At 71.7% G+C, this 13686-nt stretch carries 11 protein-coding genes and 1 tRNA gene; 4 read left to right on the top strand and 8 right to left on the bottom strand.

Annotated elements, in window-relative coordinates:
- Positions 1 to 93: 93 nt before the first annotated feature.
- The 5 genes from pth to ACGFU7_RS28265 all read right to left on the bottom strand — a co-directional run bounded on the left by pth (position 94) and on the right by ACGFU7_RS28265 (position 4309).
- Entirely contained in the window at positions 94 to 687 is a 594-nt protein-coding gene (pth, locus tag ACGFU7_RS28285) for an aminoacyl-tRNA hydrolase (protein ID WP_327367879.1), read from the bottom strand.
- A gap of 116 nt (positions 688 to 803) precedes the next feature.
- A complete protein-coding gene (locus ACGFU7_RS28280) occupies positions 804 to 1391 on the bottom strand; it encodes a 50S ribosomal protein L25/general stress protein Ctc (RefSeq protein ID WP_393699339.1) in 588 nt (195 codons plus the stop codon).
- A gap of 194 nt (positions 1392 to 1585) precedes the next feature.
- Positions 1586 to 2560, bottom strand: a complete 975-nt coding sequence (locus ACGFU7_RS28275) for a ribose-phosphate diphosphokinase (protein WP_267004755.1) — start codon at positions 2558 to 2560, stop codon at positions 1586 to 1588.
- Positions 2561 to 2680: 120 nt separating this feature from the next.
- Positions 2681 to 4129: a bifunctional UDP-N-acetylglucosamine diphosphorylase/glucosamine-1-phosphate N-acetyltransferase GlmU gene (gene glmU, locus ACGFU7_RS28270; RefSeq protein ID WP_393699337.1), complete on the bottom strand. Its 1449-nt coding sequence runs from the start codon at positions 4127 to 4129 to the stop codon at positions 2681 to 2683.
- A gap of 109 nt (positions 4130 to 4238) precedes the next feature.
- Positions 4239 to 4309: transfer RNA gene (locus ACGFU7_RS28265), tRNA-Gln, on the bottom strand.
- A 161-nt stretch (positions 4310 to 4470) separates the two neighbouring features.
- Between ACGFU7_RS28265 and ACGFU7_RS28260 the strand changes: the two genes are divergently transcribed.
- Complete coding sequence (locus ACGFU7_RS28260) at positions 4471 to 5784, top strand: sensor histidine kinase (protein WP_393699336.1); 1314 nt, start codon at positions 4471 to 4473, stop codon at positions 5782 to 5784.
- Positions 5785 to 6009: 225 nt separating this feature from the next.
- Here ACGFU7_RS28260 and ACGFU7_RS28255 read toward each other — a convergent pair whose 3' ends face one another.
- Entirely contained in the window at positions 6010 to 6543 is a 534-nt protein-coding gene (locus ACGFU7_RS28255) for an SUKH-3 domain-containing protein (protein ID WP_393699334.1), read from the bottom strand.
- Positions 6544 to 6553: 10 nt separating this feature from the next.
- Positions 6554 to 7078 (bottom strand): YwqJ-related putative deaminase, encoded by a 525-nt coding sequence (locus ACGFU7_RS28250; protein ID WP_393699332.1) that lies wholly within the window; start codon positions 7076 to 7078, stop codon positions 6554 to 6556.
- A gap of 304 nt (positions 7079 to 7382) precedes the next feature.
- Between ACGFU7_RS28250 and ACGFU7_RS28245 the strand changes: the two genes are divergently transcribed.
- The 3 genes from ACGFU7_RS28245 to ACGFU7_RS28235 all read left to right on the top strand — a co-directional run bounded on the left by ACGFU7_RS28245 (position 7383) and on the right by ACGFU7_RS28235 (position 12050).
- Positions 7383 to 8360 (top strand): SMI1/KNR4 family protein, encoded by a 978-nt coding sequence (locus ACGFU7_RS28245; protein ID WP_393699330.1) that lies wholly within the window; start codon positions 7383 to 7385, stop codon positions 8358 to 8360.
- Between the two features lie 5 nt (positions 8361 to 8365).
- On the top strand, positions 8366 to 10975 hold the full coding sequence (locus ACGFU7_RS28240; protein ID WP_393699329.1) for an SUKH-4 family immunity protein: 2610 nt from the start codon (positions 8366 to 8368) through the stop codon (positions 10973 to 10975).
- 181 nt (positions 10976 to 11156) lie between these two features.
- A complete protein-coding gene (locus ACGFU7_RS28235; protein ID WP_393699327.1) occupies positions 11157 to 12050 on the top strand; it encodes a cellulose-binding protein in 894 nt (297 codons plus the stop codon).
- Between the two features lie 35 nt (positions 12051 to 12085).
- On the opposite strand, the gene ACGFU7_RS28230 is transcribed toward ACGFU7_RS28235, so the two are convergent.
- Positions 12086 to 13681 (bottom strand): cation acetate symporter, encoded by a 1596-nt coding sequence (locus ACGFU7_RS28230; protein ID WP_393699380.1) that lies wholly within the window; start codon positions 13679 to 13681, stop codon positions 12086 to 12088.
- Positions 13682 to 13686: the final 5 nt, after the last annotated feature.

The raw sequence follows: 13686 nt of genomic DNA, 5'->3' as shown, positions 1-13686 counted from the left end.
GGCAGAGCGGCGCCCCTGGTCAACTTGTGGCCGAAAATCGCCGGGGTACCGGCGGGAATGTCAGAGTTGTGCGCGCTGCGAATGTTGTGGAAGTCAGGAGTTGTACGCGCTCTGCGCGCGCTCCAGACCCTCCGCGAGCAGGCACTCCACCGAGTCGGCGGCCCGGTCCACGAGGTAGGCGAGCTCCTTGCGCTCGGTGGACGAGAAGTCCTTCAGCACGAAGTCCGCGACCTGCATCCGGCCCGGTGGCCGTCCGATCCCGAACCGGATCCGGTGGTAGTCGGCGCCCATCGACTTGGTCATCGACTTGAGCCCGTTGTGCCCGTTGTCGCCGCCGCCCAGCTTCAGCCGGAGCGTCCCGTAGTCGATGTCCAGCTCGTCGTGGATCGCCACGATGTGGTCGGTCGGCACCTTGTAGAAGTCGCGCAGCGCGGTGACGGGGCCGCCGGAGAGGTTCATGTACGACATCGGCTTGGCCAGGATCACCCGGCGGTTCTCCGGTCCGGGCGGGCCCATGCGGCCCTCGACGACCTGCGCCTGGGCCTTCTGCGCCCGCTTGAACTTCCCGCCGATCCGCTCGGCCAGGAGGTCGGCGACCATGAAGCCGACGTTGTGCCGGTTCGCCGCGTACTCGGGACCGGGGTTGCCGAGGCCCACGATGAGCCAGGGTTCGGTGGCGTCGGACATCTGCGCTCGGTCTCCTCGCGTACGGATGGTTCCGGATGGCCCGGTTACAGGGAAACGGGGCGGCGGGCCCTCGAAAAAGGAACCGCCGCCCCGTCAGTGAAGCAGGGAGGCGAGGCTCAGGCCTCGGTGCCCGCGGCCTCGGCGGCCTCGGCGGTCGGCTCCTCGGCCTGCGCGGCGACGACCTGGAGCACGACGGCTTCCTCGTCACCGGCCAGCACGGAGCCCTTGGGCAGCGGGACGTCCTTGGCGAGGATCGAGTCGCCGGCGTCCAGGCCCGCGATGGAGACCGTGACGGACTCGGGGATGTGGGTGGCCTCGGCCTCGACGAGCAGGGTGTTCTGCACGTACTCAAGGAGGTTGCCGCCCGGGGCCAGCTCGCCCTCGACGTGCACGGCGATCTCGACGTTGACCTTCTCGCCGCGCTTGACGGTCAGCAGGTCGACGTGCTCGATGCTGCCCTTGAGCGGGTTGCGCTGCACGGCCTTGGGGATGACCAGGGCGTCCTTGCCGTCGAGCTCCAGACCGATCAGGACGTTGGCGGTGCGGAGCGCAAGGAGCAGCTCGTGGGCCGGCAGGGTGACGTGGACCGGCTCGGCGCCGTGGCCGTAGACGACCGCGGGGACCTGGTTGTCACGACGGGCGCGGCGGGCGGCGCCCTTGCCGAACTCGGTGCGGGGCTGGGCGGCGAGCTTGATCTCGGCCATGACTGCACTCCTCGTGGGATGACGAAAACTGGATGGTCACCCGGCCCACGACAGGCCTGCTACGAAGAGCGCGTCGATAACGGACCGCCGTACATATGAGTACGGCCTCCCTCGCCGAGCAACTCGCTGAGTCTACCCGGCGGGGAGGCCGCACCCAAAGTGGATCTTCTGGGCGGTGCTGCTTACTGCTCTGCTTACTGCTCTTCGAAGAGGCTGGTGACCGAGCCGTCCTCGAAGACCTCGCGCACCGCGCGGGCGATCGTCGGGGCGATCGAGAGCACCGTGATCTTGTCGAGCTCCAGCTCGCCCGGGGTCGGCAGGGTGTCCGTGAAGACGAACTCGCTGACCTTGGAGTTCTTCAGACGGTCCGCGGCCGGACCGGAGAGCACACCGTGCGTGGCCGTCACTATGACGTCCTCGGCGCCGTGCGCGAACAGGGCGTCGGCGGCGGCGCAGATGGTGCCGCCGGTGTCGATCATGTCGTCGACCAGGACACAGACCCGGCCCTTGACGTTGCCGACGACCTCGTGGACGGTCACCTGGTTGGCGACGTCCTTGTCACGGCGCTTGTGGACGATGGCGAGGGGGGCGTCCAGGCGGTCGCACCAGCGGTCGGCGACGCGCACGCGGCCGGCGTCCGGGGAGACGATCGTCAGCTTCGAGCGGTCGACCTTGGCACCGACGTAGTCGGCCAGGATCGGCAGCGCGAAGAGGTGGTCGACCGGGCCGTCGAAGAAGCCCTGGATCTGGTCGGTGTGCAGGTCGACGGTGAGGATGCGGTCGGCACCCGCCGTCTTCATCAGGTCGGCGACCAGACGGGCCGAGATCGGCTCGCGACCGCGGTGCTTCTTGTCCTGGCGGGCGTAGCCGTAGAACGGCACGATCACCGTGATGGAGCGGGCCGAGGCGCGCTTCAGCGCGTCCAGCATGATGAGCTGCTCCATGATCCACTTGTTGATCGGAGCGGTGTGGCTCTGGATCAGGAAGCAGTCGGCGCCGCGGGCGGACTCCTGGAAGCGGACGTAGATCTCACCGTTGGCGAAATCGAAGGCCTTCGTCGGCACGAGGCCGACACCCAGTTGGTGTGCAACCTCCTCGGCCAGCTCGGGGTGGGCGCGGCCGGAGAAGAACATCAGTTTCTTCTCGCCGGTCGTCTTGATCCCGGTCACAGCACAGTCTCCTCAGACGTGTTCCTGGCGCTGCACGCATGTGTCCCGATGTGCAACGAGCCAGCCGAAATGGGGTGAGCATCTATCACGGTACGCCGTGCGCGGCGTACCCGTTTCCGGTCAGCTTTCGCCGTCGTGCTCCGAGGTGGCGGCCTGAGCTGCCTGTGCGGCGGCACTTCCCGGACGCTTGCGGGCCACCCAGCCCTCGATATTCCTTTGCTGGCCGCGGGCGACGGCGAGCGAACCGGGCGGTACGTCCTTGGTGATGACCGAGCCGGCCGCGGTGTAGACGCCGTCCCCGACCGTGACGGGCGCCACAAACATATTGTCCGAGCCGGTACGGCAGTGTGAGCCGATCGTCGTGTGGTGCTTGGCCACACCGTCGTAGTTCACGAAGACGCTGGCGGCACCGATGTTGGTGTGATCGCCGATCGTCGCGTCGCCGACGTAGCTCAGGTGCGGGACCTTGGTGCCCTCGCCGATCGTGGCGTTCTTCATCTCCACGTACGTACCGGCCTTGGCCTTCGGGCCGAGCTTGGTGCCGGGCCGCAGATAGGCGAACGGGCCGACCGTCGCGCCCTCGCCGACCTCGGCCAGGTCCGCGACCGTGTTGTCCACGCGTGCGCCCGCGCGCACGACGGTGTCCGTGAGCCGGGTGTTGGGGCCGACCTCGGCGTCCTCGGCGAGGTGCGTGGTGCCGAGCAGCTGGGTGCCCGGGTGCACGATCGCGTCCCGCTCGTAGGTGACGGTGGCGTCGATCAGCGTGGACGCCGGGTCCACGACGGTCACACCGGCGAGCATGGCCCGCTCCAGCAGCCGCTGGTTCAACAGGCGCCGGGCCTCGGCCAGCTGGACCCGGTTGTTGATGCCGAGGATCTCGCGGTGGTCGTCGGCGACGCAGGCGCCGACCCGGTGTCCGGCCTCGCGCAGGATGGAGAGCACATCGGTGAGGTACTCCTCGCCCTGGCTGTTGTCGGTACGGACCTTGCCGAGGGCGTCCGTGAGCAGCCGGCCGTCGAAGGCGAAGACCCCGGAGTTGATCTCCCGGATCGCACGCTGGGCGTCGGTGGCGTCCTTGTGCTCGACGATCTCGGTGACCGCTCCGTCGGCCGGGTCGCGGACGATCCGGCCGTAGCCGGTGGAGTCCGGGACCTCGGCGGTCAGCACGGTGACGGCGTTGGAGTCGGCCGTGTGGGTGGCGGCGAGCGCGGTGAGCGTCTCGCCGGAGAGCAGCGGGGTGTCGCCGCAGACGACGATCACGGTGCCCTCGACGGTCCCGCCGAGCTCGTCGAGACCGACGCGCACCGCGTTTCCGGTGCCCTTCTGCTGGGCCTGGTAGGCGGTCCGCAGGCGGTCGTCGACAGCGGTGAGATGCGCGCTGACCTGCTCGCTCTCGTGGCCGACGACCACGACGAGGTGCTCTGGTTCCAGTTCGCGGGAGGCGGCGACGACATGTCCGACGAGCGAGCGCCCGGAGATCTCGTGCAGAACCTTGGGGGTCTTCGACTTCATGCGGGTGCCCTCACCCGCTGCGAGGACTACGACGGCTGCCGGGCGTTCGGAGCTCACGGAAATGCCCTTCGGCTTCGGGTGGTGGACACCCGAAGGATACCGGGGCACCTCTGGACCGACATGGGCGCGGGCCCCGACCGCACTGGTCGGGGCCCGCTCGCAGAAGCTCCCCTGCCAGGATTCGAACCCGGACAAATGGCACCAAAAGCCACTGTGCTGCCGTTACACCACAGGGGACAGCAAAGCCGATCGACTGGACATACCGTCAGGTCGTCGACCGGGCAGACAACACTATGCCGTACCACCGGCCCCGGACGCGACGGGTCACGGTGCCCCGATCCGTGCGTGCTGTCCAGGTCGCCCGAAAATGAGGTGCGCCCGCCCGTAGGCTGGACGGCATGACCGCAACGGGGGCATACCGGGAAGCCGCGGGTGCGACCACCCGCGACTATTGGTGGTGGGAACGGCGGCGCAGTGTCGCCCTGGACGTGGGGCTCGCGCTCCTGTCGGCGCTGGAATGCGCACTGGAAGGGGTGGAGTTCGCCGGGGACACCGGGCTGCCGGTGCCGGTCGGCGTCGTGTTCGGGCTGCTCGCGGGGGCCGTACTGGTGGTGCGGCGGCGCCGGCCGATCGCCGTGGTGCTGGTGTCGATCGCGACGACGCCCGCCGAGATGGGCTTCCTGATGGGCTTGGTCGGCCTCTACACGCTGGCCGCCTCCGACGTACCGCGAAGAATCACCGCGGTGCTGATGGGGATGTCCTTCATGGGGACGTTCATCGTCACGTACGTACGGCTGCAGCAGAGCGTCTCCCAGCAGACCGACTTCGGCCGCGACGACTGGTACGTACCGCTGCTCTCCCTCTTCATGTCGCTCGGGCTCACCGCACCGCCCGTGCTGTTCGGCCTCTACATAGGGGCCCGGCGGCGGCTGATGGAGAGCCTGCGGGAGCGGGCGGACTCGCTGGAGCGGGAGCTGTCGCTGCTCGCCGACCGGGCCGAGGAACGGGCCGAGTGGGCACGTACGGAGGAGCGCCACCGGATCGCCCGCGAGATGCATGACGTGGTCGCCCACCGGGTCAGCCTGATGGTCGTGCACGCCGCCGCGCTCCAGGCCGTCGCGCCGAAGGACCCGGCGAAAGCGGTACGGAACGCCGCCCTGGTCGGCGACATGGGCCGCCAGGCGCTGACCGAGCTCCGCGAGATGCTCGGCGTGCTGCGGAGCGGGGAGGTCATGGCGCCCCGGTCCGCGAAGGTGCCGCTCGCCTCGGTCGGCCGGGCGGCGGCAGCCGCGGCGGCCGCCGCCACGGAGGACGGGCCCCGGCTGCACGAGGTGGAGACCCTGGTCGGGGAGTCCAGGGCGGCCGGCATGACCGTGGAACTCTCGGTGGACGGCGAGGCCCGCCCGTACGCCCCCGAGGTCGAGCAGACCGCGTACCGGGTGGTGCAGGAGGCCCTGACGAACGTGCACAAGCACGCGGCGGGTGCGAAGGCGTGGGTGCGGCTCGCGCACCGGGGCTCGGAAGTCGCGATGCAGGTGGAGAACGGCCCGTCGGACGCCACCACGGCGGACGCGGGGCTGCCGAGCGGGGGCAACGGGCTCGTCGGCATGCGGGAGCGGGTGCTGGGACTCGGCGGAGTCTTCGTCTCCGGGCCGACGGATGCGGGGGGCTTCCGGGTGTCGGCGGTGCTGCCGGACCGGGGGGCGGCCTGATTTTGCGGCCCGGCCCGCGATGTGTGCCGGCCCCGTGGGCAACGGTTTTGTCCTCGATCGCCGGACGGGCTTGAGCATCGAGCCCGTCCGGCGGTCGAGGACAAAATGGTCACCGGGCACGGCCGGGCCCGATCGTGCCGGGCGGACAGCCCCGGCCCGTCCGGCGTTTGAGGACGGAACCGCTGCGGTGGAGACCGGTCGACCGGACGGATGGGGGAGGCGGGCTCAGCCCGAGATCAGCCGCTCCGGCTGGATGCCGCCGACCAGCGTCGCCAGCGCCTGGTCGATGTCCGGGCCGAGGTACCAGTCCCCGGTGTGATCGATGCTGTACACCCGTCCCGCCGTGTCGATCGCGAGGACCGCCTGCCCGTCCCCCTCCTCGCCCAGCGGGCTGACCTCGGTCTCCAGCGCCCGGCCGAGGTCGCCGAGCGTGCGGGCGAGATGCAGCCCGCTCAGCGGGTCGATGCGCACCGAGGCCGGTGCGATCTGCCGGCCCGGCGCGGACGCCGTGATGTGCAGTCCGCCGAACTCCGCCCACGCCTCCACGGCCGCCGGGAAGACCGCGTGCTGATGACCGGCGGGCGACGCGTGCGAGCGCAGGGCGTCGGCCCACTCCTCGGCCTGCCGGATGTCCCAGCGGCCGGGCTGCCAGCCCGCGGCGCGCAGGGCGGCGTCGATGTCGACGGGGAAGCGGGTCGAGGCATGGCGGTCGCGGTCCGCGGGGCCCGCCTGTTCGGGTAGGTCGGTTCGGTCGTGCATCGGCGCGCGGTCAGCCCTTCTCGGCGGTGGTCGCCGCCCCGGTGGTCGTGAGGTCGACGGGACGTACGCCGAAGTGGGCGAGCATCGCCGTACAGGAGCGGCACGGCGGCGCGTAACTGCCGTGCAACGGGTCGCCGTCCTCACGGATGCGCCGTGCGGTGAGCCGCGAGTGCTTCAGGGCGCGGCGGGCCTCGCCGTTGGTCAGCGGCTTGCGCTGGGCCCGCTTGGAACGGCCGGCTTCCGCCGCGGTGAGCTGTCGGGAGAGCAGTATCGCCTCGGGGCAGCGGCCGGTGAAGCGTTCGCGCTGGCCGCTGGTGAGGGTATCGAGGAAGTCCTGGACCAGCGGGTGCAGTACGGGCGGCTGGTCGCCCTTGCCCGCCGTGCAGGTGAGCGTCTCACCGCGTACGGACAGCGCCGCGGCCACCGCGGGCAGGATGCCGTCGCGGCGGTGGTGCAGACGGGGTGTGCGGCTGGTCCCGGTGCTGCTCCAGCTGAGGCGCGGATCCCCGGATGTGACTGTTCGTGCGCTGTGCATGGTGCTTTTCCCTCCCGTGCCCGCAGCGGTAGCTGCGCGATGTGCACGCCCCCGAGTTGCGGTGACAGCCTGCCAAATGTCCCGGCTGGTGGGGAAGCTGGGGCGGGGAAACGCGCCTCCGTGTCGCGCCGCGGTGGCAGGAGCATCGCTTGTCCGTCACGCCGCTGTGACGGTTCGTGACGGAAGAGAAGAGGGGTGGCGTACGGGCGAGACCCGCTCTTGCGCCACCGCATAGGCTGTGCCCGGACCGCCCCCCTTGGGCAGGTCGGTCCTCACCAGTCAGACGCAGCAGGGGGCAACCGCCATGACGACAGGTCGGCTCGGGCAGCAAGCCGCGCCACCGAACGCGGCCTACGCCGGGCAGCTCGTGCATTTCCCGGACCCGGTCCGGGCGTCCCGCCACCCCAGAGGTGTGCGCATGGACGAGAACGGCAGCCCGGACTTCGCGCCGTACGCTCGCGCCGCCGCCGAGATCGCCGAGCCCCCGCAGGGCTTCGGCGTCGACGAACTGCGGCTCACCGACTACGTCTCGGCCAACGCGGCGCTGGCGGCGAGCGGCCACGAGCTGTGGGACACGATCCCCGCGGTCGCCACCCCGCACGGCTGGACCTGGCACCACGCCCCCGGCGGCCGGCGCATGGAGCTGGTCCCGGTCGAGGTCAAGGCGCTGCTCAGGCACCACGGCGGCCTCGCCGCCACCGCGGTCGACCAGAACAAGCGCGGCACCCGCCCGCTGCAGGAGACCCGGCCCGCGCACTTCCGGCTGCCCAAGGGCGCCGTCGCGGTGAGCGAGCAGCAGATCCTGGGCGTCGAGGAGGACCTCGGCTACCGGCTGCCCGGTGCCTACCGCTCGTTCCTCAAGGCGGCGGGCGGCTCGGCCCCGGTCGGTGCGGCGCTCGACGCGGAGCTCGGTCTCCTGGTCGACCAGCCGTTCTTCACGGTGCGCGAGGAGGCCGCCGTGAACGACCTGGTGTACGTCAACAAGTGCCTGCGGGACCACCTCACCAAGGACTACCTGGGCGTCGGCTTCGTCCAGGGCGGCATCCTCGCGGTGAAGGTGAGGGGCAACGGTGTCGGCTCGGTCTGGTTCTGCGCGTACGACGACGCCCGGGACCAGGACGGATGGAACGTGCAGGAACGGGTGGACCGGCTGCTGCTGCCGTGCGGCGGCGACTTCGACGCCTTCCTGCAGCGTCTGGCGGGCAACCCGCCGGAGCTGGAGACCGTGGCGAACCTGATGGTGGACGGCGGCTTCGCGCGGGCCGTCCCGGTGGAGGGGTGAGCGCGATGGTGACCTTTGCTCAGGCGCAGGAGCGCGCGGACGAGTGGATCAACGGCGACGTGCCCGCGTACCAGCACCGCGAAGTGCGGGTACGGGAGTTCGAGCTGGGCTTCGTGGTGTGGGGCGAGGACCGCGCCGAGGGTCCGGTCTCGGACGGTGGCCGGCAGCGGCTGGTGATCGCCAGGGACAGCGGTGAGGCCACCCTGTGGCCGGGACTGCCGGTGGGCGAGGTGATCCGGCGGTACGAGGAGGAGTACGGCGCACCTGATGCGGCACCGGCCGCTCCGGAGCCGCCGCAGCGCATCGATCTGAACCAGACGTCCTTCCTGTTGAGCCCCCCGGAGTGGCTCCAGGAAGCGGCCGACAAGCTGGGCATCCCGGACCGGCGGGCGGACCGGGACACGGGCGCGGTCCCTTCGGCCCCGTCAGCCCCGTCAGCCCCGTCGGTCCCTTCGGCCACTCCGCCTCCCGTCGCCCCCGCTGCTCGCGGGCCGGTCGCGTACGAGCCCACCGCCAACGACGGCGTTCCGGCATCCCCGCCGAACGTGCCCGCCGGGGCCACCCCCTGGGCCGGCACCGACACCAACGCGGGCTCCGACGACGGTGCGGTGCCCCTGCCGGCCACGGTGTTCGCACCGCCGCTCTCGGGCGCCGACGACGACGGCACCCCGCCGCCGGTCGTACCGGCCGATGCGCCGACCGCCCTGATGTCCGGTGGCAGCCGCCTGCCCCGGACGGCGATCGTCCCCGGCCTGGACCAGCAGGGAATCGGCACACCCGCACCCGGAGCACCTGCTCCGGGTGGGCCGGGTGGACCGAGTGCTCCTGGCCCCGGGGCCGGTGACATCGCGGATGCGGCCACCAGTAAGGCCGTGGTGCCGCCGCGCGGTGCGCGCGGTTCGCGCGGGGCCGGTTCTACGACCCCGCCGCCGCCCGGTGCCCCCGGCACCCCGGGTGCCCGGCCGGGTGCGCCCGTGCCGCCGCCCTCGGGACCAGGTGCGCCCGGTGCCCCGGCGGGCGGGTACCTGCCGACGCAGCTCGTCTCCCAGCTGGGCCCGCCCGGAGCCCCGCAGCCGCCGGCGCCTCCCGGTCCGCCCGGTGCGCCGATGCCGCCTCCTGGTTCGACGCCGCCGCCGCTCGGTGGCGGTGTGCACCATGCGGCGACGATGCTTGCCGACCCGAGCATGGGCGGTCCGGGTGCACCGCAGCCGCCCGCGCCTCCGGGGCCGCCCGGAGTCCCCGGAGCCCCGCAGCCGCCGGCGCCTCCCGGTCCGCCCGGTGCGCCGATGCCGCCTCCCGGTTCGACGCCGCCGCCGCTCGGTGGCGGTGTGCACCATGCGGCGACGATGCTTGCCGACCCGAGCATGGGCGGCCCCGGAGCACCCCAGCCGCCCGCGCCTCCCGGTCCGCCCGGTGCGCCGATGCCGCCTCCCGGTTCGACGCCGCCGCCGCCCGGTGGCGGTGTGCACCATGCCGCGACGATGCTCGCGGGCCCCGGTCAGGTCGGGCCGTCCGCGCCGCAGCCGCCCGGTCCTCCCGGCCCGCCGGGAACGCCGCAGGGCGGCGCCCCTGGCCCCGTACCGCCGAATCAGCACACCCCGCCGCCCCCGGCGTACGGATACCCGCAGGCGCCGACCGGTCAGCCGACCATCGGCCCCGGCTACCAGGCCGTGCTGCGCTACCGCGCGCCCGACGGCAGCGAGCAGCAGCTGATCCGCCGCTCGGCGCCCGGCACCCCGCACCCCGAGTGGCAGATGCTGCACGAGCTGCGGGCCATGAACGTGCCGCCGCAGCAGGTCATCGAGCTGCACACCGAGCTGGAGTCCTGCGAGCTGCCCGGTGGCTACTGCGCGCGGATGATCCGCGAGACCTGGCCGCAGGTGCGGATCACCAGCGTCGCCCCGTACGGCACCGATCACGCCAGCCGCCAGCAGGGCATGCAGCATCTGCTCACTCATCAGGGTGAGCTGCATCAGGTGGCGGACGGGCCGGCCCGTCCCGCGCCGGTGCGGGCTCCGCTGCCGCAGATGCCGCCCGCGATGCCGGTGCCGTCGGAGGCCATCGCCGAGGAACTGCTGCAGACCTTCGGGCCGCAGGGCATCCTCCGCTTCGACCAGCGCGCGGTGTCCCGTCAGGGTGTGCCCGAGACCGTGGCACGGACGCTGGTGTGGGCGGGGCTGCCCGCCGACTTCGGGCCGTTCTTCTGGGCGCAGCCGGGCCAGCCGGTGGTGCCGACGCTGGCCGAGCTGGCCGCACAGCGGCAGGTGCAGGCCGCACCCGACGCGGGGTCGTACCTCGTGATGGGGTCCGACTTCGGGCGGGCGATCTGTGTCCAGTACGGCACGGCGAACATCGTGGCCGTACCGGTCGAGGCAGGACCCGGCGGGCAGTCGGTGGCGCCGCAGTTCGTGAACACGGGGCTGCCGGAGTTCCAGCGCTCGATGGCGCTGCTCGGCCGGATGTGGCGGCTGCGCTTCGGGCTCAACCCGGAGCAGGCGGGCCGCTGGACGGTCGACTTCCAGGCCCAGCTGGTGGCGCTGGACGCGGCGGCGCTGGCGTCGCCGGAGAGCTGGTGGTCCGTACTCCTTGAGCAGATGTGGGACGGGCTGATCTGACCCGGCAGCCTCTGCGGACGGCGCCCGGCTCCCGACAGGGGGGCCGGGCGCCGCGCTTTTTGCCGTCTGTGATGCCCATCGCTTCCGTCCGGAAAGCAGCGAAACGATTCCGACTTCTGTACCGATTGCCGCATCCTTGACATATTGCTGGTGGTCGGAGAGTCGGAAAGAGGCTTCAAGGATGAGTTCTGCACCGGTGCCCGCGCATGGCTTCGTCGGCGTACGGGGACGTGGCTACCGTCCGGAGCAGGTGGACCGCACCGTGGCCGAGCTGTCGGCCGAGCGGGACGTGGCGTGGGAGCAGGTGTCCCGGCTGACCGAGCTGGTGGAGGAGCTTTCGGCCGAATCGGTCCGGCTGAGCGAGGCCGTCGTCAAGCTGGCCCCGCAGAACTACGAATCGCTCGGTGAGCGCGCCCGGCAGATCCTGGCGCTGGCCGAGAGCGAGGACCGGGCCGTACGGGGCGCCGCCCAGGAAGCGGCGCAGGCGCTGCGGGACGCGGCGGACGAGGCGGGCCGCCGGCTCCGCGAGTCGGCGCGCGCGGACTCCGAGGCGATGCGGGCGGCGGCCGGGAAGCACGCCGACGAGACGCTGGCCACGGCCGGGGGCACCGCAGAGGAGACCGTCGCCGAGGCCCGCAAGGAGGCCGTGGAGGTGCGGGAGCAGGCGGAGTCCGTGATGGCTGAGACGCGTCGCCGTACCGCGAGCGTCGTCGCGCACCAGGAGCAGGAGCACTCCGAGCGGTGGAAGACGGCCGAACGTGAAGTGTCGGAGGCCGATGCCGCGCAGGCCGTGCACCACGACGAGCTGACCGAGCAGGCGGAGGCCCGCCTGGCCGAGGCACGGCGGGCGTTGGCTCAGACCGAGGAGGCCGCACGGCACGGCCAGGAGGACGCCGAGGCGCAGGGTGCGGAGCTGATCGCGGCGGCCAGGGTCCGTGAGGAGCGGGTGGTCCGGGAGACGGAGCGGATCCTGCGGGAGCACGAGGAGGGCCGCGAGGAGGTCCAGGCACACATGACGCACGTACGGAACTCACTCGCGGCGCTCACCGGGCGGGGGGCCCCGACGGAGGACTGAGACCGACCGCCAGGGCCTTCGGGCACGGGGGTGTTTCAGGGGCGGGTCGCCGTTTTCTGCGGGGCGCCCGCCAGGATTCGCGACTCCTCCCCGTCATACCGGCGGCGGGCCTCGGCCGCCGTGTAACGGGGGAGCACCGTTCCCAGCCATCCCGCCAGGAAACCGGCCGGGATGGAGACGAGCCCGGTCGTGGTGTACGGGAACCAGTTGAAGTCGTATTCGGGGAAGACCGAAGAGGGCGAGCCCGAGACCAGATTGGTGCCGGTGATCAGCACCATGACGGTGACGGTGCCGACGATCAGGGTGCTGAGCAGGCCGGTACGGGTGAAGCGCCGCCAGAACATGCTGTAGACGAGCGCCGGGGCCAGCGCCGACGCACCGACACAGAACGAGAGCGTCGCCAGCGCCTGTACGTTCCAGTGCCTGGCCACGACGGCGAGTGTGGTGGCGAGCAGCCCGACGACGACCGCCGAGGCCTGTGCCGTACGCATTTCGGACAGTCCCGGCAGCGGCTTCCTGTCCGGGTCGCGCACCCCGTGCAGGCCGTGGGCGAAGAGATCGTGCGCGAGGGAGTTGGCGCAGGCCAGGATCATTCCGGCGACCGAGGCGAGCAGAGTCAGGAAGATCGCCGTCGTCATCGTTGTGACGACCAGCGCGCCCAGCTGTCCACCGCCCGCGACCACCCCGCTGACCTGCAGGATCGAGCTGTTTCCGGACGCTCCGGCGGCGGTGATGCGGTCGTGGCCGACGAGCGCCCCCGTACCGAAACCGATCACGACGAGCAGCAGACAGAGCCCGGCGACCACGGCGACCGCCCAGGACAGTGAGCGGCGGACGGCCTGTGTGGAGCGGGCGCTCGTCATGCGCATGGTGACGTGCGGCAGACAGGCGGCGCCGAGCACCACGGTCAGTTCGGAGCTGACCATGTCGAGTCCGCTGCCGTCGAACTGGAGCCCCGAGCGCAGATACGCGGCCCCCGCGCCGCTGCCTGCCTGGGCGGCCGAGAGCAGGGCGCCGGTGTCCCAGTCGAAGCGGTTCATGATCAGTACGGAGATGGTGAACGCGGCGACGAAGAGGACCACGGTCTTCACGATCTGGATCAGCGCGGTGCCCTTCATGCCGCCGATCGCCGAGTAACCGATCATCAGGATGCCGAGCCCGATGATGGCGCCGGTGCGGAACCCGGAGCTGTCGAACCCCAGGATGAAGGAGAGCAGATCGCCGCTGCTCGCGAGCTGGACGACCATCATCGGAACGAGCGCGGCGATGGTGGCCGCGCAGGCGGTGATACGGACCGCGCGGCCGGGGGCGCGGCGTACGAGCAGGTCGCCCATGGTGAACCCGCCCGCGTTGCGCAGCGGTTCGGCCAGCAGGAACATCAGCAGGACGAGCGAGAGGGTGATGCTCAGGGCGAGGATCATCCCGTCGTAGCCGGTGAGGGCGATGATGCCGGTGGTGCCGAGAACCGTGGCCGCGGAGAGGTAGTCGCCCGCGAGTGCGAGGCCGTTCTGCAGGGGCGAGAGCGTGCGGGAACCGGTGTAGAACTCGTCGAGGTCGTCGCGGTCCGGGCCGGTCATCACACAGAGCAGCAGGGCGATGCTGGCCACGGCCAGGAAGGCCACCAGGGACATCGACT

This window comes from Streptomyces sp. NPDC048473 (assembly GCF_043200155.1).
Lineage (GTDB): Bacteria > Actinomycetota > Actinomycetes > Streptomycetales > Streptomycetaceae > Streptomyces.
This window is presented reverse-complemented; position numbering and strand designations above follow the sequence as displayed.